Below are 24,752 nucleotides of genomic sequence, written 5' to 3'. Positions count from 1 at the left end.
TAGCCGAAGTCATTGGAGTTGCAGGTAGGCCGCCTGCAAACGAATCACGATGAGCTTACTTATTTTAAGTCAAAACCAGTAAGTGATTCGGGGGACAAATCTGTCGGGAGCAGATTTGAACGCTGCTTGCAGCGGCCTCGCAGAGGCGAGGCCCATGGATGGGCCGAGTAACACGCGCAGCTAACACCCCAACAACTCAAGGACGAAGGATATATTAGGCTTTAGGCTGTTGATCTAATGGCGCAAACTTAAACTCACCACGCGGCTGGGCTGAATTGGTTTCCGGCCCGAACCAGCGGTTATAAATTTTCGCCGCTTCGCCATCTTTTTCCAGTTTAACCAGGGTTTCATTCACTTGGGTGGTTAAACGATCTTCGCCTTTAGGGATACCCACACCTTGATACTCTTTGGTAATGCTAAAGGGTGAGATTTCAAAATCTGCTTTTTGAGCCGCAGGCAGGTTACCCAACAGACCGACGAGTTTTGCATCATCTTGCGTGATAGCTTGAACATTGCCATTGCGCAGAGCGGTAAATGCTACTGGGGTATCATCGTAGGAAATGACTTTCGCGGTTGGATAATGCTCACGCAGGGTAATTTCCTGAACGGTTCCTTTATCAGCACCGATGCGTAATTTACCGATATCTTCTGGCGTTTTTAACACGCCTTTATGCGCAATAAATTTCTGGCCGGTGGCGAAGTACGGCAAGCTGAAGTTCACTTCTTTAGCGCGATCGTCAGTAATGGTGAAGTTGGCAGCAATCAAATCCACTTTTTTGGATATCAGCAGCGGTATACGGTTAGCCGGATTGGTTGCCCGCAGCTCCACTTTAACCCCTAAATCCTGGGCGATAGCATTGGCGATATCCACGTCATATCCCACCAGTTTTTTAGTCTGCGGATCGATATAACCAAACGGTGGGTTACTGTCAAAAACAGCAATTCGCACCACACCAGCTTGCTTGATATCGTCCAGTTTATCAGCATGAGCTGCGCCAGAAAGCGTAGCCAGGCACGCTAGCAGCGTTAATACGATTGTGCTTTTTTGAGTGGAAAGAGACGGCTTCATAGAAAGCTCCTAAGGTAATTGAGGTCTTGCGATATCGATAAACTATCAATTTGCCGTTAGGTCAGGAAATAATATAAAACACTATATTTATAACTAATTAGTCTCAGTGAATGAGTCTCATTATATTGATAATAAATAACTATTTAAGGAAGGTCGGTGCAAAGGAGAGGGGGAAACACGCAAACCGCCCCCAATCACACCTTAACCTTCGGTATGATTGGGGTAGAAGAAGTTATTTTTCAGTCTTATTGGAAAGCAGATTTTCTAAATCATCGCCACCCAGATGGCGGAAATCCTGCCCTTTGACGAAATAAAAGATAAATTCACAGATATTCTGGCAGCGATCGCCGATACGCTCAATGGAACGCGCGCAAAATAGCGCCGTCAGCACACTGGGAATAGTTCGCGGATCTTCCATCATATAGGTCATCAATTGGCGCACGATGCCTTCATATTCCTGATCGACCTTCTTATCTTCACGATAGATGCGGATAGCTTCGTCCAAATCCATGCGGGCAAAGGCGTCCAGCACATCATGCAGCATCTGCACCGTGTGGCGGCCCAAAGACTCCAGGCTAACCAGCAAGGGCTGATGCTGATGAGAGAACTTCTCCAGCGCGGTACGGCAGATTTTATCCGCCACATCACCAATGCGCTCCAGCTCAGAAATGGTCTTGATAATCGCCATCACCAAACGCAAATCACTGGCCGTTGGCTGACGTTTGGCAATGATGCGCACGCAGGCTTCATCAATCGCCACTTCCATCATATTGACCTTTTTATCACCGGCAATGACCTGTTTCGCCAACTCACCGTCCTGATTATGCATCGCGGTGATCGCGTCAGACAGTTGTTGTTCCACCAACCCGCCCATCGTTAGCACTTGGGTGCGGATATGTTCAAGTTCCGCATTGAACTGGCCGGAAATATGTTTATTCAGATTCAAGTTATCCATAATACTTCCCGTACGTGTAAGTAGGCGAAATTGATGTATACCCTACATAATTCTAATTGCATCAAGGCGGCAAGCGAGCGACAACTTGGTTGAAGCCATGTTGAACAGCGCTTGCGCTGGCCCGCAGGGTGAGTCTCATTAGAGGCTCATAATCCCCAGGAGCTTACTCAAGTAAGTGACTGGGGTGACAAGTCTGCCGGGAGCAGATTTGAACGCTGTTTGCAGCGGCCTCGCCTTGCGAGGCCCATGGACGGGCCGAGTAACGAAAGCAGCCAACGCACATGCAGCTTGAAGTATGACGGGGATAGGCCCTTCAGCCATAACGACCAGTAATATAATCTTCCGTCTGTTTCTGCTGTGGCGCGGTAAACAGGGTATCGGTATCACTGTATTCAATTAACTCGCCCAGATACATAAATGCAGTGTGATCTGAACAGCGGGCCGCTTGTTGCATATTGTGCGTCACAATCACCACGGTGTAGTCTGACTTCAACTCGCTGATTAGCTCTTCAATACGACCAGTCGAGATAGGATCAAGTGCCGAACAAGGCTCATCAAGCAGCAATACATCCGGGCGGATAGCAATACCACGAGCAATACACAGGCGCTGCTGCTGCCCACCCGACAAGCTATAACCGCTCTGATGCAGCTTATCTTTGGTTTCATTCCACAAAGCCGCTTTGGTCAATGCCCATTGCACGCGTTCGTCCATATCAGCGCGAGACAAATTCTCAAACAACTTAACGCCAAAAGCGATGTTATCGTAAATAGACATCGGGAATGGCGTCGGTTTTTGGAAAACCATGCCCACTTTGGCCCGTAGTAATGCAATATCTTGTTTATCGGTCAGGATATTTTTCCCATCCAGTAAAATATCGCCTTCCGCACGCTGATCCGGATACAACTGATACATTTTATTGAATGTACGCAGCAACGTAGATTTACCGCACCCCGATGGCCCGATGAATGCGGTGACCTGATTTTTGGCAATATCCAGCGAAATATTCTTCAGCGCATGGAATTTGCCATAGTAGAAGTTCAGATCACGAACCTGGATTTTGCTGTTGTTGATGTCAGTAGCCATACTCATCAAGACTTCTCTCTTTTAGCCAATGCCGCCGTAGCCGCATTTTGAAATTTGTTGACAATCAGTATCTTCTGCGCTAATCGCTGTTTTTTTTCAGCCGATCAATACTTTTTCTTTGCGAAAATAACCCGAGCCAGAATATTCAGTAACAGAACACACAGGGTTATCAACAGCACCCCGGCCCAAGCCAGTTGCTGCCATTCGGCAAACGGACTCATGGCAAATTTAAAGATGGTGACTGGCAAGTTGGCGATAGGCTGACTCAGGTCGGTGCTCCAGAACTGATTGGAGAGCGAGGTAAACAGCAGCGGTGCCGTTTCACCGGCAATACGTGCCACCGCCAGCAAAATACCGGTCAAAATACCGGAGATAGACGCTTTTAGCGTAATAGCCGATATCATGCGCCATTTCGGTGTTCCCAGTGCATAAGCCGCTTCACGCAGGCTATCAGGCACCAGTTTCAGCATATTTTCGGTGGTACGGATAACAATCGGCACTTGTAACAATGCCAATGCAATCACCCCAGCCCAACCGGAGAAGTGCTCCATCTTGGTAACCACGATGGTGTAAACAAACAAGCCGACAACGATAGATGGTGCTGATAACAAGATGTCATTAATAAAGCGGGTAATTTCCGCCAGCCAGGATTTACGGCCATATTCCGCCAGATAAATCCCCGCCATGATACCCAGTGGCGTACCGATGACGGTTGCCCATAAGATTAACAAACCACTGCCCGCAATGGCGTTTGCCAAGCCACCACCCGCGGTATTAGGTGGCGGTGTCATCTCGGTAAACAGCGCCAAAGACATACCGTCGATACCTTTGGTGACGGTAGAAAATAAAATCCACACTAACCAGAACAGGCCGAACGCCATCGTTACCATTGAAAGTATCAAGGCGATACGGTTCTTTTGGCGACGCCATGCTTGCTTTTTACGGCGGGTTTCCAGCAGCGTTGCATCACTTTGCATATCCATAGTCGCCATCTTAGCGCCCCTCTTTCTTAGCCAGACGCAAAATCATTAACTTTGATATTGCCAGCACGATAAAGGTGATAACGAACAGGATTAACCCCAATTCCATCAATGCTGCGGTATGTAAACCAGATTCCGCTTCAGCAAACTCATTCGCCAGCGCAGAGGTAATACTGTTGCCCGGCATAAACAGCGAGAAGCTGTCGAGCTGGTAGGTATTACCGATGATAAAGGTCACCGCCATCGTTTCACCCAAAGCGCGACCCAACCCCAACATCACGCCGCCGATAACACCATTTTTGGTGTAAGGCAGCACAATACGCCAGATCACTTCCCAGGTGGTGCAGCCGATACCGTAGGCTGACTCTTTCATCATTACCGGCGTTTGTTCAAATACATCGCGCATCACCGCTGCAATGTAAGGAATAATCATGATTGCCAGAATGATGCCAGCAGCCAGAATACCGATACCGAATGCCGGGCCGGAGAACAGCACACCAACAATCGGGATGCCAGACATCACGTTACCAACCGGTTCTTGGAAATAGCGGGCAAACAGTGGAGCGAAGACGAAAAGCCCCCACATCCCGTAAACAATACTTGGGATAGCGGCCAGCAATTCAATCGCAACACCCAGCGGGCGTTTTAGCCAGTTAGGGGCCAGTTCAGTCAGAAACAGGGCAATACCAAAACTGACCGGAACGGCAATAAGCAGCGCGATAACAGAAGTGACAATGGTGCCGTAAATCGGCACTAATGCGCCAAACTGTTCAGCCGGGGCATCCCACTCTTTGGTCCACAGGAAGGCCCAACCAAATTTCTCAATGCTTGGCCAGGAAGCAACAATCAATGAGATGATAATGCCACCTAGCAGAAATAGCGTAATCAGCGCAGCCAGTTTAACCAGCGCACTGAAAATGATGTCACCGTATTTACTCGGTGCTTTGGTAGTCGGCTTATTCGCAGCCATAGACTCTCTTCTCATCCTACCGTCATACTTCAAGCTGCATGTCCGTTGGCTGCTTTCGCTCACCCCAGTCACTTACTTGAGTAAGCTCCTGGGGATTTGCTCAGTTGCCGCTTTCCCACAACTCGAATTATTTAGGGCATATATTGAATCAATATTTTATAAATCACAGCTTGCCCGTAAATCAGAAGATTGGCTTACCGCTGTTGTCTTTAATCTGAGTTTTCCAGGCAGCTCGAACCTGCTCAACCACTTCTTTTGGTAATGTGGCGTAGTCCAGAGCACTGGCTTGTTCAGCGCCATTTTTGTATGCCCAATCAAAGAACTTCAGGACTTCAGTACCTTTATCCGCATTTTTCTGTTCTTTATGCACCAGAATAAAGGTGGTAGAGGTGATTGGCCACACATCATCACCTTGCTGATTGGTTAAGTCTTGCGCGAAGGTTTTACTCCAGTCCACACCTTTAGCCGCAGCGCTAAAGCTTTGCTCTGTTGGGCTGACCGGTTTGCCATCAGCTGAAACCAGTTTGGTGTAAGCCAGGTTATTTTGTTTGGCGTAAGCGTATTCTACATAGCCAATGGAGCCTGGTAGACGCTGTACAAATGCGGCGATACCGTCATTACCTTTGCCACCCAAACCGGTTGGCCAGTTGACTGTAGAACCCGCACCCACTTTCTCTTTCCACTGCGCATTCACTTTAGCCAGATAGCTGGTGAATACGAATGAAGTACCTGAACCGTCAGCGCGGCGCACCACGGCAATATTTTGATCTGGCAATTTTACGCCCGGATTCAGCTTCACAATCGCCGGGTCATTCCATTTTTTCACATTGCCCAGATAAATATCACCCAGTATTTTACCGTCTAAGGTCAGCTCACCGGACTTAATACCTGGGATATTCACCGCTAATACCACACCACCAATCACCGTCGGAAATTGGAACAGGCCATCAGCAGCCAGTTTTTCGTCGGTCAATGGCGCATCAGAAGCACCGAAATCCACAGTATTGGCAATAATTTGTTTCACGCCACCTGAAGAACCGATCCCTTGATAGTTAACTTTGTTACCTGTTTCTTTCTGATAAGAATCTGCCCACTTGGCATACACCGGCGCGGGGAATGTCGCACCTGCACCTGTCAGGCTAGCAGCAGCGAACGCGGACACAGTGGTCATAGATAAAGTCGCTGCCACAATGCTGGCTACGGTGGTACGCATCAGTTTCATAATCCCTCCTAATGGGATATTAGAATTAACTCTAAAATTTTTCATCAGATTAAGTATGGTGCAGGAGAGAAAATAGGACAGTTTAATGACAGAAAAATGTACGAAATATGACAGTTATATGACAGTTACAGAAATAGGTCAGAGAAAAGTAATAAATGACCGACTGAACCATCAGAAGCGTTTTATAAAAGAATACAATTAATTATAGTAAGACAATCGTTTACCTATACAACCAATCATAGGATTAAACAATGAGCGCTTTGATCAATACGGCTTCAGCAAGTATATTAATATCGAAAATAATAGATCCACTATATACATCAGCAAAAAGTAATAATAAGATAAAAATGGATGCTATAAAGGAATTAAGACAGCAACTTACTGTTTTACGTATAAATAATACGCCAATATCATTCAACTCAATTGAGGAAAAAGATAGTTCATTAAATAAGGTGAATAACCTTAAGGATATGTTGAACAATCAAAAATCATGGAGCTTTAAAAATAAATTTTCGGCGTTACATGAATTAGATAGCCTTGTTTTTTCTACCAAAATCATAACACCGGAACCAAAATCAAGTGAAAGACCTTGGCCAAAAGATGACTCAACCCAACATCACATAAGTGAATAGCAATCTCGAATTTAATAAAAATCGTAGAGCAACAGAAGCTAATTTAACCATATTATATATATGGTTAAGAAGATAAACACTTGGAAGACCACATTTTATTAACCCGGACGGTTGCTCCGCTTCTGTCAGTGTCGATGTTAAGACAGTAAAAGCCCATCAATAACATGATGGGCTTTTACATGGCACAAGGGACTCACCCTATGACGATTAACTAAGTGAAACTGAATTATTCAACTGTGACCGATTTTGCCAAGTTACGTGGCTGATCCACATCCGTACCTTTGATAAGCGCGACATGGTAAGACAGCAACTGTAGCGGCACGGTGTAGAAGATAGGGGCAATAATCTCTTCTACATGTGGTAACTGAATGATTTTCATACCTTCGCTATCAGTGAAACCTGCATCTTGATCAGCGAATACATACAGTAAACCGCCACGGGCGCGCACTTCTTCGATGTTGGATTTCAGTTTTTCCAACAATTCGTTATTGGGTGCAACTACGATGACCGGCATGTCTGCATCAATCAATGCCAATGGGCCGTGTTTTAATTCACCCGCTGCATAAGCTTCGGCATGAATATAAGAGATCTCTTTCAGTTTCAGCGCACCTTCCATCGCAATCGGGTATTGATCACCACGACCAAGGAACAATGCATTGTGCTTATCAGAGAAACCTTCAGCCAGCGCTTCAATGGTTTTATCCAGAGACAGCATCTGCTCAATGCGCGCAGGCAGTGCCTGTAATGCATGAACAATGTCGTGCTCCAGGCTAGCATCCGCCCCTTTTAGCTTCCCAATACGCCCCACCAGCATCAGTAAAACTGCAAGTTGAGTGGTAAAAGCTTTGGTTGAGGCCACACCAATCTCTGTACCGGCTTTGGTCATTAAGGCCAAGTCTGATTCACGCACCAGTGAAGAACCGGCGACGTTACAAATGGCCAGCGAACCTAAGTATCCTAACTCTTTGGATAAACGCAGAGCAGCTAAGGTATCGGCAGTTTCACCCGATTGTGACAAGGTGATAAGCAGGCTATTAGGGCGCACAGCAGATTTGCGGTAGCGGAATTCAGAGGCGATTTCTACGTCACAAGGCACACCGGCTAATGACTCAAACCAATAGCGTGAAACCATACCTGAGTTGTAAGACGTACCGCAGGCTATGATTTGGATATGTTGCACATCCGCCAGCAGAGCATCAGCCTTAGGGCCAAGCTCCGACAAATCAATCGCCCCGTGGTTTAAACGCCCTTCCAGCGTATTCTTAATCGCCATTGGTTGTTCATAAATCTCTTTCTGCATGTAATGGCGGTAAATACCTTTATCACCGGCATCGTATTGCACCTGAGATTCGATTTCAGGGCGCTCAATCGCATTGCCCTGCTTATCAAAAATGGCGATGCTACGGCGAGTCACTTCAACCACATCCCCTTCTTCCAGGAAGATAAAGCGACGGGTTACCGGCAACAGGGCCAGTTGGTCGGAGGCGATAAAGTTTTCACCCACACCACAGCCAATCACCAGCGGGCTACCAGAACGAGCAGCGACCAAGCGGCTTGGGTCACGGCTATCCATCACCACAGCGCCGTACGCGCCACGCAATTGCGGGATCACACGCTTAACCACGTCCAGCAAAGACCCGCCTTGCTGCTGCTCCCAGTGCACCAAGTGAGCAATAACTTCGGTATCAGTTTGAGAACTGAAACGGTAGCCACGGCCAATCAATAACTCACGTAACGGTTCGTAGTTTTCGATGATGCCGTTGTGTACCACGGAGATATAGTCAGAAACATGAGGGTGCGCATTGTCCTCGGATGGCTCACCATGAGTCGCCCAACGGGTATGGGCAATCCCAGTACCGCCGTGTAAGGCGTGGTTTTCCGCCGCATCAGACAGCGCTTGTACTTTACCCACGCGACGTAAACGAGTCAGATTACCTTCAGCATCAACCACGGCTAAACCGGCTGAGTCATAGCCACGGTATTCAAGACGACGTAAACCTTCGATCAGAATCTCAGCGATATCACGCTGCGCTACTGCGCCAACAATTCCACACATCTGTTTTATTCCTATATAAGGTTCTTTTAGAACCTTGTCGATGTCAGTGACCTGATTTTCCGGATGTTCCGGGTTCCCCGAGCCTGTAGAGATGGGGATTATTATGTTTTGTTCTGTGCTCTCAGCAAGAATATAGATGCCGAAAACTCAGGGCAAAACATCCCTTCAATGCGGAATAACTAACGTTGAAGGGACTGTTTTATGTATTATTTTTTCTTAACCGGACGCTGCCATCCTTGAATATGGACTTGCTTAACACGGCTAAGCACTAACTCGTTTTCAGCGATATCTCGGGTGACCGTTGTCCCTGCGGCAATCGTCGCGCCGTTTGCAACAGTGACAGGAGCCACCAGTTGAGTATCAGACCCGACAAAGACATCGTCGCCAATAATCGTTTTAAACTTATTAGCTCCATCATAGTTGCATGTTATCGTCCCTGCGCCGATATTCACGCCAGAGCCAATTTCAGCATCACCTAAATAGGAGAGATGACCCGCTTTAGAGCCTTTACCCAAGCGGGCTTTCTTGATCTCAACAAAGTTACCGACATGCGCGCCTTCAGCTAATTCCGCACCTGGTCGCAGACGGGCAAATGGCCCAACAGTACAACCAGCATCCAAACGAGAATCTTCTAATACACTGTATGGGCTGATTTCGGAATCATCACCAATCACACAGTTTTTGAGAACACACCCAGTTCCAATACGAACTCGATCACCTAAAGTCACATGGCCTTCAATGATGACATTGGTATCAATAGTGATGTCACGGCCATGTGTTAATTCTCCGCGCAAATCAAAGCGCGCGGGGTCCAGCAACATCACCCCAGCCAGCAAAAGTTTCTCAGCTTGCTCTGACTGATAAACGCGTTCAAGAGCGGCTAATTGCAGCCGGTTATTGACACCTTCAACCTCACTCAGACGAGCGGGATGCACCGTAGCTATCTTCTTACCATCGGCATGAGCCAGCGCGATAATATCGGTAATATAAAACTCACCCTGAGCATTGTTGTTATCCAGCAGTGATAACCAACGCTTTAAATCGCGCCCGTTAGCCACCAGAATCCCAGTGTTGATTTCATTAATCTCACGCTGCGCATCGCTGGCATCTTTATGCTCAACAATCCCGACGACATCGCCATTTTCACGCACAATACGGCCATAACCACTAGGGTTATCCAGCTTCACCGTCAATAAACCAATCCCACCTTGTGGTTTGGCTGCTAGCAGGCGTTGCAAGGTATCTACAGAGATTAACGGCACATCGCCGTATAACATTAAAACATCTTCATCATCAGCAAAGTGCGGTGCGGCTTGTTGCATTGCGTGTCCGGTACCCAGTTGCTCTGCTTGCAATACCCAGTTAAGGGAGGGATCGGATAATATTTTTTGCAGCAACTCGCCGCCATGCCCATAAACCAGATGAACATTTTGCGCACCCAGCTTCATGGCCGCATCAATCACATGCTGAACCATTGGCTTACCTGCCAGTGGGTGTAACACCTTAGGAAGGTCGGAATACATGCGTGTCCCCTTACCTGCGGCAAGGATGACTACACTCATTGAGCTGTTAGACATAAGCAACCTGATAACTCCAATTTAATAGACGGAAGTAAACCTGTTTAGTGAAATAATTACTACATATTTCTCAGCGAAAAACTTACGCAACCCGCGTGGTTACAGGCTTGTAGCAACTTGCCCTGTAGTGAAAAAATGCAGTGAAAAGTGTCGGCGATCGGCGACGTTTTCTGACCTTTCTTTATAAAAAAACATTCATTCGTTAACGCTATTAACCACTTATTTTACGACAAGAAACAAGATTTTTCAGAAACAAACGTGTTGAATAGTTTAGCGGGGGCTTAACTAAACAGCGTAAAAGCGGATTAAGGGGTAAAAAAGGGTGAGTTCCGTTTTGGGAACAGGTCACTATCTGGCTTATAGGTAAAAAAAAATGCCAATCAGTATTCTGACTGGCATTCTGTTTTTATAGAATAATATTATAAATCAATGAGTTTATTCATCAGACACAAACAACCCAGCGGCCTAAAAAATAAACTCACCTCATATAAAATTACATCGCCTTCCTGGTCAGTTCGATTACGCGTAATTTCGCAATCGCCTTCGCCAATTCAGCGGATGCCTGAGCATAGTCGACATCGCCGTGGGAGTTATTGATATGATCTTCTGCTTTACGCTTAGATTCCAGCGCCTTAGCTTCGTCCAGATCAGTTCCACGAATAGCAGTGTCTGCCAATACGATCACAACACTCGGTTGCACCTCAAGGATGCCGCCAGAAAGATAAATAAACTCTTCCTCACCGAACTGTTTCACGATACGTATCATGCCAGGCTTAATGGCAGTGAGCAGTGGGGCGTGACCTGGGAAAATCCCAAGTTCACCTTCACTACCCGTCACCTGAATTTTTTGTACCACGCCAGAGAACATTTTTTTCTTCTGCGCTCACAACATCCAGATGGTAAGTCATTGCAGCCATGTCACCCTCCAGTCAACAGCGTTACAGTTTCTTGGCTTTTTCCACTGCTTCTTCAATGGTGCCAACCATGTAGAACGCCTGCTCCGGCAAGTGGTCATAGTCGCCGTTCATGATGCCTTTGAAACCACGAATGGTATCTTTCAGCGAAACGAACTTGCCCGGTGAACCGGTAAAGACTTCTGCCACGAAGAACGGTTGGGACAGGAAGCGCTGAATTTTACGCGCACGGGATACCACCAGTTTGTCATCTTCTGACAACTCGTCCATACCCAAGATTGCGATGATGTCTTTCAGCTCCTGATAACGTTGCAGAATAGACTGCACGCCACGCGCTACATCGTAATGCTCCTGACCAACAACCAGCGGATCAAGCTGACGGCTGGTGGAGTCAAGTGGATCAACCGCCGGGTAAATACCCAGAGAGGCGATTTGACGGCTCAAAACGACGGTGGCATCCAAGTGAGCAAAGGTGGTTGCTGGAGAGGGGTCAGTCAAGTCATCCGCTGGCACGTAAACGGCCTGAACAGAGGTGATTGAACCCGTCTTGGTGGACGTAATACGTTCCTGCAACACACCCATCTCTTCTGCCAGCGTTGGCTGGTAGCCTACCGCTGATGGCATACGACCTAGCAGTGCGGATACTTCCGTACCGGCCAAGGTATAACGATAGATGTTATCGATGAACAACAGTACGTCACGACCTTCATCACGGAATTTCTCCGCCATTGTCAGGCCGGTCAGTGCAACGCGCAGACGGTTACCCGGTGGCTCATTCATCTGGCCATAAACCAGGGAAACTTTGTCCAGAACGTTGGAGTCAGTCATCTCGTGGTAGAAGTCGTTACCCTCACGAGTACGCTCACCCACACCGGCAAATACAGAATAACCTGAGTGCTCAATCGCAATGTTACGAATCAGCTCCATCATGTTTACTGTTTTACCCACACCCGCACCGCCGAACAGACCCACTTTACCGCCCTTAGCGAACGGGCAGATCAAGTCCATGACTTTGATACCGGTTTCTAACAAATCTTGCGAGCTGGCAAGCTCTTCGTAAGAAGGCGCTTCACGGTGGATTGCCCAACGCTCTTCTTCACCGATTGGGCCTTTCATGTCGATTGGATCACCCAATACGTTCATGATACGGCCCAGAGTTGATTTACCCACCGGCACTTCAATTGGGTGTTCCAGGTTGATGACTTTCAACCCGCGGCTCAGACCATCGGAAGAGCCCATTGCGATACAACGAACAACACCACCACCCAGCTGTTGCTGAACTTCCAGCACCAGCTTGGAAGCTGTGCCTTCAACCTCAAGGGCGTTGTACACTTTTGGTACAGCGTCTTGGGGGAATTCGACGTCCACTACGGCGCCGATTACCTGGATAATCTTTCCAGTAGCCATCTTGAATCCTCTACGTAATACGTTTACCCGTCATATTTCAAATTACTTGGGCGTTGACTGCCTTCCCGCAATCTGAACTATTTAGGGTAATAACCTGGTTAAACCGCGGAGGCTCCCCCGACGATCTCGGTGAGTTCCTGAGTGATGCTGGCCTGACGAGCCTTGTTGTAAACCAACTGCAGCTCTTTGATCAGACTACCGCCGTTATCGGTGGCGGCTTTCATCGCTACCATTCGCGCGGCCTGTTCGCTAGCCAGGTTTTCAACGACGCCCTGATAAACTTGCGATTCTACATAGCGACGCAGGAGAGTATCCAGCAGTGCTTTAGGATCGGGTTCATACAGGTAATCCCAGGATTTCTTCTTCAGCTCACCATCTTCCGCAGGCGGAAGCGGTAGTAGCTGCATGATCCGTGGTTCCTGAGACATCGTATTGATAAACTTGTTATTAACGATATACAGCTTATCCAGACGACCTTCATCATAGGCTTGCAGCATCACTTTCACTGGCCCGATAAGTTCTGACAGCGAGGGGTTATCCCCCATGCCAGTAACCTGAGCAACAATCTTGCCGCCCACGGAACCAAAGAAAGACGCAGCTTTTGATCCAATCAGCGCTAAATCACATTCAACGCCTTTTTCAGACCAACCTTTCATCTCAGCCAACAGTCTTTTGAACAAGTTGATGTTCAAACCACCGCACAAGCCACGGTCGGTAGAAACCACCAGATACCCAACACGCTTAACGTCGCGTTCTTCCAGGTACGGATGTTTGTATTCCAGATTACCTAACGCGAGGTGACCAATCACACTACGCATTGTTTCTGCATAAGGACGGCTGGCCGCCATGCGTTCTTGCGATTTACGCATTTTGGAGGCGGCGACCATCTCCATGGCTTTGGTGATCTTTTGCGTGTTTTGCACGCTGGCGATCTTGGAACGTATCTCTTTTGCGCCGGCCATTTCTGCTTCTCCTCATTGCCAGACGGCCTGCTTTCCTAATGAAAAGCAGGGCCGTATAGCGTTACCAGGACTGGGTTGCCTTAAATGTATCAAGGATGCCTTTCAGCTTGCCCTCAATCTCATCGTTGTACGCGCCAGTTTGGTTGATTTGTTGCAGAAGCTCGGCGTGCTCGCGGTCAGCAAACGCTAACAGCGCAGCTTCAAAGCTACCTACCTTCGCCAACTCGACATCACCCAGATAACCACGTTCAGCTGCGAACAGAACCAGAGACTGCTGCGCAACCGACATCGGTGCGTACTGTTTCTGTTTCAGAAGCTCGGTCACCTTCTGACCGTGGCTCAACTGTTTACGTGTTGCATCATCCAAATCGGATGCGAACTGGGAGAACGCAGCAAGTTCACGATACTGTGCCAGAGCGGTACGGATACCACCGGACAGTTTTTTCATGATCTTGGTTTGCGCTGCACCACCCACACGGGATACGGAGATACCAGGGTTAACCGCAGGACGAATACCGGCGTTAAACAGGCTGGATTCCAGGAAGATCTGACCATCGGTAATCGAAATTACGTTAGTCGGAACGAACGCGGAAACGTCCCCTGCTTGAGTTTCAATGATTGGCAATGCGGTCAAAGAACCGGTTTTACCTTTCACTTCACCCTTGGTAAAGGCTTCAACGTAGTCGGCGTTAACACGCGCAGCACGCTCCAGCAAACGGGAGTGGAGGTAGAATACGTCGCCAGGATAAGCTTCACGACCTGGTGGACGACGAAGCAGCAAGGAGATTTGACGATATGCAACGGCCTGTTTAGACAGGTCATCATAAATAATCAGCGCATCTTCACCGCGGTCGCGGAAATATTCACCCATAGCACAACCGGAGTAAGGTGCCAGATACTGCAATGCAGCAGATTCTGAGGCGGTAGCTACCACCACAATGGTGTTAGCCAACGCGCCATGCTCTTCCAGTTTACGCACTACGTTTGCAACAGTAGAGGCTTTCTGGCCGATAGCAACATACACACATTTAATGCCGGAATCGCGCTGGTTGATGATCGCATCAATCGCCAGAGCAGTTTTACCTGTCTGACGGTCACCGATGATCAATTCACGCTGACCACGACCAATTGGGATCATGGCATCCACTGACTTATAGCCCGTCTGAACAGGCTCATCAACGGATTGACGTTCGATAACGCCAGGTGCGATAGCTTCAACCGCTGAGAAGCCGTCGTTTTCTACCGGACCTTTACCATCAATAGGTTCACCCAGAGTATTGACGACGCGACCTAACAGGCCACGACCGACAGGAACTTCCAGGATACGGCCAGTACATTTAACCTTCATGCCTTCGGCAAGATCGGCGTACGGACCCATAACGACAGCACCTACGGAGTCGCGCTCCAGGTTCAGTGCGATTGCGTAACGGTTGCCTGGCAGTGCGATCATCTCGCCCTGCATAACATCGGCTAAGCCGTGTACACGAATGATCCCGTCACTGACGGAAACAATAGTACCTTCATTGTGAGCTTCGCTCACCACATTGAACTGAGCAATGCGCTGCTTGATCAGTTCGCTGATTTCGGTGGAATTCAGTTGCATATGCTCCAGTCCCCTTAAGACTGCAAGACGTCCGCCAGGCGTTCTAGACGACCGCGAACGCTGCCATCTATCACCATATCGCCTGCACGTATTACTACGCCGGCCATTACGGACTTATCGATTTTGCAATTCAGCTTAACTTTGCGTGATAGCCGTTTTTCCATCGCAGCGGCAATTTTAGCCAGCTGTCCGTCATTCAGTGGGCTCGCAGAGCTCACCTCAACGTCGACGGTCGACTCCAGTGAGGCACGCAGTTGAATAAACTGCTGTAGTACCTCAGGAAGAACCAGTAAACGGCTATTCTCCGCCATAACTCGAATGAAGTTCTGTGCGGATTCATCGAGTTGATCACCACAGACGGCAATAAACGTCTTAGACATTGTTTCTGGTGCTACAGCACCGGAAAGCAATTCAGCGATCTGTTCATTGCGCGTCACTTGGGCAGTAAACGCCAGCATATCTTGCCAACGATCAACCGCCTGGTGCTCAACAGCAAAGTCAAAAGCTGCTTTGGCGTAGGGGCGAGCTACAGTGACAAATTCAGACATCAGCCCCTCCCTCCTTACAGTTCAGCGACCAGTTTATCAACGATGTCGCTGTTAGCAGCTTCATCCACGGAACGTTCGATGATCTTCTCGGCGCCAGCTATAGCCAACATCGCGACTTGCTTACGCAACTCTTCACGAGCACGCTTACGTTCGGCGTCGATCTCTGCCTGCGCTTGCGCCACGATTTTGTTACGTTCCTGTTCAGCTTCTGCTTTAGCTTCATCAAGGATCTGAGCTTTGCGTTTACTTGCCTGCTCAATGATCACCTGGGCTTCTGCTTTGGCTTTCTTCAGTTGGTCGGTCGCATTGGCTTGCGCTAAGTCCAAATCTTTTTTGGCACGCTCTGCAGAAGAGAGACCGTCAGCAATTTCTTTTTGACGCTTCTCGATGGCAGCCATAATCGGCGGCCATATATACTTCATACAAAACAGGACAAACAGGACAAACGCGATGGCCTGGCCGAGGATTGTTGCGTTAAGATTCACAGCACAATGCCTCTTTAAAAGTTAATAGTTTGGTGTAGTTCACAGTAGAGAAAACTCTACTTACGCGACAGCAAACATCACGTACAGACCCAGACCAACAGCGATCATAGGGATGGCGTCAACCAGACCCATGACGATAAAGAACTGTGTACGCAGCAGAGGAATCAGGTCAGGCTGACGTGCAGCACCTTCCAAAAATTTACCACCCAGGATGCCGATACCGATCGCAGCACCGATTGCCGCTAAACCCATCATTATAGCGGCAGCCATGTACAGCAGATCCATATTCAGGTTTTCCATGACAGTCTCCAGTTATTTCAGTTAAACGTAGTAATGTTATAAGAAAATCAGTGCTCTTCGGACGCCATCGACAGATAGACAATCGTCAGAACCATGAAGATAAAGGCTTGTAACGTAATAATCAGTATGTGGAAGATAGCCCAAGGTAAACTGAGCATCCACTGTGACCACCACGGCAACAGGCCAGCAATCAGGATGAAGATCAACTCACCCGCATACATGTTGCCGAACAGTCGCAGACCGAGTGAAACCGGTTTGGACAGCAGGCTGACACCTTCCAGAATTAAGTTAACTGGAATGAATATCGGGTGATTGAACGGCTGCATCGTTAATTCTTTTACGAAGCCGCCTACACCTTTCATTTTAATGCTATAGAACAGGATCAGGATGAAAACACCCAACGCCATGGACAAGGTAATACTCACGTCAGCGGTGGGAACCACGCGCAATGCAGGTAACCCAAAGACATGCTCGCCGATGTAAGGCAGTAAATCGATTGGCAGTAAGTCCATCATATTCATCAATAAAACCCAGACAAATACCGTCAGGGCTAATGGTGCGATGACTTTACTTTTACCGTGGTACATATCCCGAACGCTGCTATCGACAAAACCGATAATTAACTCAACAGCCGTCTGCAATTTGCCAGGCACGCCACTGGTGGCACCTGCCGCGACTTTGCGGAAAACAAACAGAAAAGCTAACCCCAGCACGACAGAGAAGAACAAAGAGTCAATGTTCAACGTCCAGAACGTTGCAGGGCCAGGTGAGTGGGGATTGACCAACTCAAAGGTACGCAGGTCCAGCTGAAGGTTATTCAGATGGTGCCCTATGTAGTCCCTTGGAGTAGAGATTTCTCCTGATGCAGACATGATGCCTCTTACCCTTTTTGTAGTTAAATACGGTGATCGTTAAATACGATAACTGTTAAGTACGGTAGCCGCTAAGTATGGCCGGTGCCAATATCTGCACAATCAGCACCGCTAAATAGGTTAAACCGAGTGGTGCAAAAGCGGCTTTAAACAGCCCCAGAGCCACAATCAGTAAAATTATCGTTACGATAACTTTTAACCCTTCGCCAATGGCAAACGACCACGCAACACGACCTGGAGCTGCTGTTTTTGCCTGATGGCGGCAAGCAAACAACATAAATATGGCACTGGGCAACCAGGCTGCCAATCCTCCTGCCAAAGCAGAAACACTCCATTCAAGGCTCTTAAAGCCAAAAGCGGCGCTGAGAACAACAAACGTCATTAACTGCAAAAACAGCGACTTTCGTGCAATTTTCCCACTGTAAAGGGATACAGGCATGACGTTTGTTCTCTCCGAACCACACTAGGGCATGTTGAGTGAGGTATAAAACTGCTTTTTACCCCATAGAGTCAAGCAGCAAAAAACGAGCAAATTATACGGGCCACTCAAACGAATTCAATCGATAAGTAACGAAAAGGTGAACAATTATTCAATTTTTTTACTTTTCGACCTCTTTTCACAAGATTACTCTCGGAATAAAGCCCAAATCTAATTGTCTGACGATTCCAATTATTATCAATAAAGCGTGAAATTGATCACAAAACTTAAAACAGACTAATTTATAGCCCATAACCCCAAGCTTTGTCTTTAACGAAAAGAGCGATCAAAAGCTTTTATAAATCATAATGTTAAAATAAAACTATTATTACGCAACTTATCTACTTAATAAAAACTAACCGTTGACATTTCAGATAATAACTCGGCAACAATTCAGACACATAAAAAAGGCGGCATTGGCTAAAAAATAATTACCATAGTGACTATTTTGTGGTTTCCGATACCGTTTTGTCATTTCTTGCAGTTGATTATGTAAGAAATAAGTAAAATAATTTAGGTCATACTAAGAGTTAGCGAATAAAAAGCAACCATAACTAAAAATAATTAAACTGATAAAATAGCTTACAGTTGCAGATAATTTATTGCTTTTTTTTGATAAAAAACAAAGTTAGTTTAGCTTAAGAATGACCAAGTGACGCTCACCTTCCAACTCAGGTATCTGCAACCGGATAACTGCTTTAAGCGTAATACCTGCTGGCAGTGTGGCTAACTCATCATCTGGCCTAACCCCTTTAAGCGCATAAAAGCACCCTTCAGGCTTCGCTGGCAAGTGATGGCACCAGGACAGCATATCTTGTAAGGAGGCAAATGCACGGCTTATTACGCCATCAAAAGGGGGTTCTGCGACAAAGTCCTCAACTCTGCTCTGTACAGGGTCAATATTGGTTAACCCTAATTCATGTTGCACCTGACGCAGAAAACGAACGCGCTTACCCAAGCTATCCAGCAAGGTAAAATGCGCATCAGGCCGCACAATTGCCAGAGGGATACCAGGCAGGCCAGGGCCGGTTCCAACATCAATAAACCGATTACCTTGCAGATGTGGGTTAACCACAATGCTATCCAAAATATGCCGCACCAGCATTTGCATTGGATCGCGAACGGAGGTCAAGTTATACGCTTTGTTCCACTTATGCAGCAACTCCACATAACCTACCAACTGGTATTTTTGTTGATCGGGAAGCGCAATACCTGCTGCGGTAAGCAGTGAGTTTAATTTTTTTAGCACAACATTATCCTGTAACCAGAAGATGCCTGGTCAGCCTATAAATGGGTTAATACGCAGAATGATAATCGAGCTTAACAGCGCTTTGAAGACCTGGCTGCGGGTTTGGCGGTTAAATCGCATCTGCCTGGCGGCTAAAAAGCACAACACAGGCAAACACTTTTAGAGTTGTACGATGTAGAAATTATGCACTGCGACGCAATAAGCCTTGTTTTTTCAACCAGACTAGCAAGATAGAAATAGCCGCTGGCGTGATGCCAGAAATGCGCGAGGCCTGACCAATTGAGTTAGGTTTATGATCATTCAGTTTAGCGATCACTTCGTTCGATAAACCAGACACTTGGCGATAATCAAGGTCTAGTGGCAATACGGTGTTTTCATTGCGTAATTGCTTTTCGATCTCTTCCTGCTGACGGGTGATATACCCTTCATATTTAACCTGAATTTCAACCTGGTCCGCCGCTTGTGGATCAGTCAATGCCGGGCCGAAAGAAGGCAGAGTGGTCAACAATCGGTAATCAATTTCTGGCCGACGTAGCAATTCTTCCCCATTGGCCTCTTTTGACAATGGTGCTTTAAGTAACGCATTGATTTCAGAAACGTTATCAGAATATGGGTGTACCCAGATATCACGCAGGCGCTGGCGTTCTTTTTCAATTTTTTCAATTTTCTGACTGAAGTGTGCCCAGCGAGCATCATTGACCAACCCTAATTTCCGCCCCATTTCAGTCAAGCGCAGATCTGCGTTATCTTCACGCAACATCAGGCGATATTCCGCCCGTGAGGTAAACATGCGGTACGGTTCTTTGGTACCAAGGGTGCTTAAATCGTCCACCAGCACGCCAAGGTAGGCTTCATCACGACGAGGTGACCATCCGTCTTCATCGTTGGCAAAGCGGCCCGCATTGAGGCCTGCAAGCAGCCCTTGAGCCGCCGCTTCTTCATAGCCCGTCGTACCATTGATTTGTCCGGCAAAGAACAAGCCCTGGATATATTTGCTTTCCAGGGTGGGTTTTAAATCACGCGGATCGAAGAAATCATACTCGATAGCATAACCAGGTCGAATAATTCGAGCATTTTCCAGCCCTTTCATTGAACGGACAATTTGCATCTGTACATCGAAAGGCAGGCTGGTAGATATGCCGTTTGGATAGATCTCGTTACTGGTCAAGCCTTCCGGTTCAAGGAAGATCTGGTGTGAATTACGATCAGCAAAGCGCATGACCTTGTCTTCGATCGATGGGCAATAGCGTGGCCCGATCCCTTCGATGATCCCGGCATACATCGGGCTGCGATCCAGATTATTACGGATCACTTCATGGGTTTTTTCATTGGTGTAGGTGATGTGACACGCCATTTGCTCAGGATGCTGGCTGGCATTACCCAGGAATGAAAATACCGGGATTGGGGTATCACCTAGCTGTGGAGCCAATTGGCTAAAATCAATGGTGCGTGCATCAATGCGCGGGGGAGTACCGGTTTTAAGGCGATTTACCCGCAATGGTAATTCACGCAGGCGTTGTGACAATGAGATGGATGGCGGATCACCGGCACGGCCACCACTGTAGTTTTCAAGGCCGATATGAATCTTTCCGTCCAGGAAAGTACCGACGGTTAAGACTACCGCTTTAGCGCGGAATTTCAGGCCCATTTGGGTAACTGCACCGACCACGCGATCGTTTTCAACAATCAGATCTTCAACCGGCTGCTGGAAAATCATCAGGTTAGGCTGGTTTTCTAATGCAGTACGTACCGCTTGGCGATACAAGACGCGGTCTGCTTGAGCACGGGTCGCTCTTACCGCTGGCCCTTTACTGGAGTTTAGTATCCTAAACTGAATACCGGCTTGATCCGTTGCCATTGCCATCAGGCCACCCAGAGCATCGATCTCTTTTACCAAATGCCCCTTACCGATACCGCCAATCGCTGGGTTGCACGACATTTGCCCCAGTGTATCGATATTGTGCGTCAGCAATAAGGTCTGACGTCCCATGCGTGCCGCTGCCATTGCAGCTTCGGTGCCGGCATGGCCACCACCGATGATGATGACGTCAAATTGATCTGGATAAAACATGGTACTGCACCTCGCCGTTATGCGAATTTCTGTGTTTGCCCTGAGGTGGGGGATTCTACTCAAGTTTAGACTTTCGACCAAGCGCCTTAGGATCGCCCTTAATTAAAAGAAGATCTTTTTATTTAAAGATCTCTTTATTAGATCTCTTATTAGGATCATGATCCTCTGTGGATAAGTGATTATTCACATGAAAGATCATAGAATTAACGAGGATCGTTTGCTGTGAATGATCGGTGATCCTATTGCGTATAAGCTGGGATCTAAATGGCATGTTATGCACAGGCACTTGGTGGCCCTAAGGTTGTTATGTGGATATGTACCGGTTTTACCCTGCTTTTAAGCATACTTATCCACATTCGTTTGCGTGATCTTTAAGCAAATTAGAGTAAATTAATCCAATTTTTAACCCAAACCTCTGCTGGATCCTCGGGAATCTCATGTTGGATGACGTCTATTTCTAAAATTTCACCCAAACGGCTGGCACCTTGTGCGATCAATTGTTGATCCAGTTGTCTGACTGCACCGCAGAAAGTGTCATATTCTGAACTGCCTAAACCGACGGCTCCGAAGCGTACTTGAGAAAGATCCGGCTTCTGTTGCTCGATTTGTTCTAATAAAGGCTGAAGGTTGTCCGGAAGGTCACCTGCACCATGTGTAGACGTGACAACTAGCCACAAACCATTCAAAGCAAGCTCGTTTAATTCCGGGCCATGCAGCGTTTCTGTTGAAAAACCTGCTTCTTCTAATTTCTCAGCCAAATGCTCAGCAACATATTCAGCGCTGCCAAGTGTACTGCCACTGATCAAGGTAATGTCAGCCATAAGGAACCCAACCGATGTAAAGAACCGGTATTGTACGCTGTGAATCAGCTGGGATCTACCTGTGGATAATGTGGGTATAGTTATTTAAGGTTTAAGGCACGATGGTACGCATTATGGGGTTCTGCAAGGAGATTAGCGTCTCTGTCGACTGGATCTCATCAATCGTTTGGATCTTGTTGATAAGTACCTGTTGCAGCGCATCTATTGATTTACACATCACTTTGATAAAAATGCTGTAATGGCCGGTGGTGTAATAGGCTTCAACAACTTCTTCTAAACTCTCCAACTTTTTGAGGGCTGAAGGGTAATCTTTAGCACTTTTCAGAATAATGCCGATAAAGCAGCACACATCATAGCCCAGCAGTTTTGGGTTAACATGAACACAGGCTGCTGTGATTATCCCTGCCTGACGCATTTTCTCTACCCGAACATGAATAGTTCCTGGGCTAACACCCAATTTTTTGGCCAATTCTGCGTAAGGTGTGCGTGCATTTTCCATTAATGCGTTCAGGATGCTGCGATCGAGATTATCGATCTGATAAATTTCACTCATATTATCTCTCTTTTTTTGCCGATTATTTAATTATAGTGATATAAAAATGAATGATTAAAAGTGAAATGGCAATATTGTTTATTGGATATTGAATTTAACTACCATTTTGTTGCTTAATCGATGTCAAGCCAAACGGCATCACTCAATTAGCATAATAAACAATAACGAATCGAGAACACGGCAATGAAAAAACAATTTATCCAAAAACAGCAACAAATCAGCTTCGTAAAATCTTTCTTTTCTCGCCAGTTAGAGCAGCAACTGGGTCTGATTGAAGTACAGGCTCCAATCCTGAGCCGCGTGGGTGATGGCACTCAAGATAACCTGTCTGGTTCAGAGAAAGCGGTACAAGTAAAAGTTAAAACTTTGCCTGATGCGACTTTTGAAGTTGTTCATTCATTGGCTAAATGGAAACGCAAAACCTTGGGTCGCTTTGATTTTGGTGCTGACCAGGGGATTTACACCCATATGAAAGCATTGCGTCCGGATGAAGATCGTCTGACGCCTATTCATTCTGTATATGTTGATCAGTGGGATTGGGAACGCGTTATGGGCGATGGCGAGCGTAACCTGGCTTACCTAAAATCTACTGTGAGCAAGATCTATTCAGCGATTAAAGCCACTGAAACCGCGATCAGTGCTGAATTTGGCGTGAAACCGTTCCTGCCAGAACAGATTCATTTTATCCACAGTGAAAGCTTGCGTGCCAAGTTCCCTGATTTGGATGCTAAAGGCCGTGAACGTGCCATTGCTAAAGAGTTCGGGGCCGTTTTCCTGATAGGTATTGGCGGTAAATTGGCTGACGGTCAATCTCATGACGTTCGTGCGCCGGATTACGATGACTGGACCTCGCCGAGTGCGGAAGGTTTTGCTGGCTTGAACGGCGATATTATTGTCTGGAACCCCGTGCTGGAAGATGCTTTCGAGATCTCCTCTATGGGCATCCGAGTTGACGCGGATGCACTTAAACGCCAGTTAGCACTGACCTGCGATGAAGATCGACTGAAACTTGAGTGGCACCAATCACTGCTGCGTGGCGAAATGCCACAGACGATCGGTGGCGGCATTGGTCAGTCTCGTTTAGTGATGTTATTGCTGCAACAACAGCATATTGGCCAGGTGCAATGTGGTGTGTGGGGGCCAGAAATTAGCGAGAAGGTTGACGGTTTGCTTTAATTATCCAACCCGTGGTGGTTGCAACAGCCATCGCGGGTTTTTAATCTATGCTGTAGTCATATATAAATAACTATATGCAAGGTTGCTGATGTTATGCTTCTATTTCATCCCGTTAGACACTATTTACATACCCGCCCAAGGCTGCTGCTCTCTGTTAGCGCTGGCGTCATCACCTACTTCCTATTACCGTCACATTTCACCGTATTATTGCGCCTGATGGTGAGTTGGAATGTATCCGCGTGGCTTTATTTGTTATTTTTATGGTTGCAGCTATTACGTACCGATCCGACGAGAATCAGAAAGATAGCCCGGGTGCAGGATGAAAGTGCCAGTATGGTGCTCAGTATTGTCAGCATGTCCTGTCTGGCCAGTATTTTGGTGATTTTATTTGAATTGAGTACCGCAAATCAGCTCTCTGACTCAGCCAAGGCGTTCCATTTGGTTCTGACCGGGATGACGTTGTTGGTATCATGGTTACTGTTACCTACCGCTTTTACCATGCATTACGCCCATCTATTTTATCTGCCACGAGATAAATCAGAAACGGTTTTACCGTTACTTTTCCCCAAAGAGATAACCACGCCTTCCTATTGGGATTTCCTTTATTTCTCATTTACTATCGGTGTGGCTTCTCAAACTGCGGATGTCTCGACTGGAACGTCTGATATCCGCCGAGTGGTGCTCTTACAGTCAGTTTTATCATTTATCTTTAATATGACGATATTGGGTTTGTCGATTAACGTTGGTGCAGGGTTACTTAACTAGAAA

23 protein-coding genes and 1 pseudogene are annotated in these 24,752 nt (G+C 47.1%); 3 read left to right on the top strand and 21 right to left on the bottom strand.

Going from position 1 to position 24,752, the window contains the following annotated elements:
- Positions 1 to 214 precede the first annotated feature (214 nt).
- From YALDO0001_RS13150 to pstS, 6 genes are all read right to left on the bottom strand, one after another.
- On the bottom strand, positions 215 to 1,069 hold the full coding sequence (locus YALDO0001_RS13150) for an ABC transporter substrate-binding protein (RefSeq protein WP_004703888.1): 855 nt from the start codon (positions 1,067 to 1,069) through the stop codon (positions 215 to 217).
- 232 nt (positions 1,070 to 1,301) lie between these two features.
- Positions 1,302 to 2,024: a phosphate signaling complex protein PhoU gene (gene phoU, locus YALDO0001_RS13145; RefSeq protein ID WP_004703887.1), complete on the bottom strand. Its 723-nt coding sequence runs from the start codon at positions 2,022 to 2,024 to the stop codon at positions 1,302 to 1,304.
- A 313-nt stretch (positions 2,025 to 2,337) separates the two neighbouring features.
- Positions 2,338 to 3,114, bottom strand: coding sequence for a phosphate ABC transporter ATP-binding protein PstB (gene pstB / locus YALDO0001_RS13140; RefSeq protein WP_004703886.1), 777 nt, complete (start codon positions 3,112 to 3,114; stop codon positions 2,338 to 2,340).
- A 98-nt stretch (positions 3,115 to 3,212) separates the two neighbouring features.
- Positions 3,213 to 4,100: a phosphate ABC transporter permease PstA gene (pstA, locus tag YALDO0001_RS13135; RefSeq protein ID WP_042547350.1), complete on the bottom strand. Its 888-nt coding sequence runs from the start codon at positions 4,098 to 4,100 to the stop codon at positions 3,213 to 3,215.
- Between the two features lies 1 nt (position 4,101).
- Positions 4,102 to 5,058 carry a phosphate ABC transporter permease PstC gene (pstC, locus tag YALDO0001_RS13130; RefSeq protein WP_004703884.1) on the bottom strand — a complete coding sequence of 319 codons (957 nt, stop codon included), beginning with the start codon at positions 5,056 to 5,058 and terminating at the stop codon, positions 4,102 to 4,104.
- A 181-nt stretch (positions 5,059 to 5,239) separates the two neighbouring features.
- Positions 5,240 to 6,280 carry a phosphate ABC transporter substrate-binding protein PstS gene (gene pstS, locus YALDO0001_RS13125; RefSeq protein ID WP_004703883.1) on the bottom strand — a complete coding sequence of 347 codons (1,041 nt, stop codon included), beginning with the start codon at positions 6,278 to 6,280 and terminating at the stop codon, positions 5,240 to 5,242.
- 251 nt (positions 6,281 to 6,531) lie between these two features.
- Here pstS and YALDO0001_RS13120 point away from each other — a divergent pair, with 251 nt between their 5' ends.
- The gene (locus YALDO0001_RS13120) at positions 6,532 to 6,912 is read left to right on the top strand and encodes a hypothetical protein (RefSeq protein WP_042840033.1); all 381 of its coding nucleotides are present in this window, start codon (positions 6,532 to 6,534) and stop codon (positions 6,910 to 6,912) included.
- Positions 6,913 to 7,138: 226 nt separating this feature from the next.
- Here YALDO0001_RS13120 and glmS read toward each other — a convergent pair whose 3' ends face one another.
- The 15 genes and pseudogenes from glmS to asnC all read right to left on the bottom strand — a co-directional run bounded on the left by glmS (position 7,139) and on the right by asnC (position 22,808).
- Positions 7,139 to 8,968: a glutamine--fructose-6-phosphate transaminase (isomerizing) gene (gene glmS / locus YALDO0001_RS13115; protein WP_004703881.1), complete on the bottom strand. Its 1,830-nt coding sequence runs from the start codon at positions 8,966 to 8,968 to the stop codon at positions 7,139 to 7,141.
- Between the two features lie 206 nt (positions 8,969 to 9,174).
- Entirely contained in the window at positions 9,175 to 10,545 is a 1,371-nt protein-coding gene (gene glmU / locus YALDO0001_RS13110; RefSeq protein ID WP_042840031.1) for a bifunctional UDP-N-acetylglucosamine diphosphorylase/glucosamine-1-phosphate N-acetyltransferase GlmU, read from the bottom strand.
- Between the two features lie 493 nt (positions 10,546 to 11,038).
- A pseudogene (locus YALDO0001_RS13105) lies at positions 11,039 to 11,462 on the bottom strand (F0F1 ATP synthase subunit epsilon).
- Between the two features lie 21 nt (positions 11,463 to 11,483).
- Entirely contained in the window at positions 11,484 to 12,866 is a 1,383-nt protein-coding gene (atpD, locus tag YALDO0001_RS13100; RefSeq protein WP_042547347.1) for a F0F1 ATP synthase subunit beta, read from the bottom strand.
- A gap of 98 nt (positions 12,867 to 12,964) precedes the next feature.
- Positions 12,965 to 13,828 carry a F0F1 ATP synthase subunit gamma gene (atpG, locus tag YALDO0001_RS13095; RefSeq protein WP_002220756.1) on the bottom strand — a complete coding sequence of 288 codons (864 nt, stop codon included), beginning with the start codon at positions 13,826 to 13,828 and terminating at the stop codon, positions 12,965 to 12,967.
- Between the two features lie 61 nt (positions 13,829 to 13,889).
- Positions 13,890 to 15,431, bottom strand: coding sequence for a F0F1 ATP synthase subunit alpha (gene atpA, locus YALDO0001_RS13090; protein ID WP_004703877.1), 1,542 nt, complete (start codon positions 15,429 to 15,431; stop codon positions 13,890 to 13,892).
- Positions 15,432 to 15,445: 14 nt separating this feature from the next.
- The gene (gene atpH, locus YALDO0001_RS13085) at positions 15,446 to 15,979 is read right to left on the bottom strand and encodes a F0F1 ATP synthase subunit delta (protein ID WP_004703876.1); all 534 of its coding nucleotides are present in this window, start codon (positions 15,977 to 15,979) and stop codon (positions 15,446 to 15,448) included.
- A gap of 14 nt (positions 15,980 to 15,993) precedes the next feature.
- Positions 15,994 to 16,464, bottom strand: coding sequence for a F0F1 ATP synthase subunit B (atpF, locus tag YALDO0001_RS13080; protein ID WP_004393038.1), 471 nt, complete (start codon positions 16,462 to 16,464; stop codon positions 15,994 to 15,996).
- A 60-nt stretch (positions 16,465 to 16,524) separates the two neighbouring features.
- Complete coding sequence (gene atpE / locus YALDO0001_RS13075) at positions 16,525 to 16,764, bottom strand: F0F1 ATP synthase subunit C (RefSeq protein ID WP_004393045.1); 240 nt, start codon at positions 16,762 to 16,764, stop codon at positions 16,525 to 16,527.
- A gap of 47 nt (positions 16,765 to 16,811) precedes the next feature.
- Positions 16,812 to 17,636, bottom strand: coding sequence for a F0F1 ATP synthase subunit A (gene atpB, locus YALDO0001_RS13070; protein ID WP_042547345.1), 825 nt, complete (start codon positions 17,634 to 17,636; stop codon positions 16,812 to 16,814).
- A gap of 55 nt (positions 17,637 to 17,691) precedes the next feature.
- Positions 17,692 to 18,075, bottom strand: coding sequence for a F0F1 ATP synthase subunit I (gene atpI, locus YALDO0001_RS13065; RefSeq protein WP_042547344.1), 384 nt, complete (start codon positions 18,073 to 18,075; stop codon positions 17,692 to 17,694).
- A 667-nt stretch (positions 18,076 to 18,742) separates the two neighbouring features.
- Positions 18,743 to 19,363 (bottom strand): 16S rRNA (guanine(527)-N(7))-methyltransferase RsmG, encoded by a 621-nt coding sequence (rsmG, locus tag YALDO0001_RS13060; protein ID WP_004703873.1) that lies wholly within the window; start codon positions 19,361 to 19,363, stop codon positions 18,743 to 18,745.
- A 181-nt stretch (positions 19,364 to 19,544) separates the two neighbouring features.
- Positions 19,545 to 21,434, bottom strand: a complete 1,890-nt coding sequence (mnmG, locus tag YALDO0001_RS13055; RefSeq protein WP_004703871.1) for a tRNA uridine-5-carboxymethylaminomethyl(34) synthesis enzyme MnmG — start codon at positions 21,432 to 21,434, stop codon at positions 19,545 to 19,547.
- A gap of 380 nt (positions 21,435 to 21,814) precedes the next feature.
- Positions 21,815 to 22,255, bottom strand: a complete 441-nt coding sequence (gene mioC / locus YALDO0001_RS13050) for an FMN-binding protein MioC (RefSeq protein ID WP_004703870.1) — start codon at positions 22,253 to 22,255, stop codon at positions 21,815 to 21,817.
- Between the two features lie 91 nt (positions 22,256 to 22,346).
- Positions 22,347 to 22,808, bottom strand: a complete 462-nt coding sequence (asnC, locus tag YALDO0001_RS13045) for a transcriptional regulator AsnC (RefSeq protein ID WP_004703869.1) — start codon at positions 22,806 to 22,808, stop codon at positions 22,347 to 22,349.
- 183 nt (positions 22,809 to 22,991) lie between these two features.
- On the opposite strand from asnC, the gene asnA reads away from it, so the two are divergent.
- Together asnA and YALDO0001_RS13035 are read left to right on the top strand one after the other, a co-directional pair.
- Positions 22,992 to 23,984, top strand: coding sequence for an aspartate--ammonia ligase (gene asnA, locus YALDO0001_RS13040; protein WP_004703868.1), 993 nt, complete (start codon positions 22,992 to 22,994; stop codon positions 23,982 to 23,984).
- A 93-nt stretch (positions 23,985 to 24,077) separates the two neighbouring features.
- The gene (locus YALDO0001_RS13035; RefSeq protein WP_004703867.1) at positions 24,078 to 24,749 is read left to right on the top strand and encodes a DUF1345 domain-containing protein; all 672 of its coding nucleotides are present in this window, start codon (positions 24,078 to 24,080) and stop codon (positions 24,747 to 24,749) included.
- Positions 24,750 to 24,752 lie beyond the last annotated feature (3 nt).

This window comes from Yersinia aldovae ATCC 35236, from assembly GCF_000173735.1.
GTDB lineage: Bacteria > Pseudomonadota > Gammaproteobacteria > Enterobacterales > Enterobacteriaceae > Yersinia > Yersinia aldovae.
The sequence above is the reverse complement of the archived record's forward strand: the minus strand, read 5'-3'. Positions and strand labels throughout refer to the sequence as shown.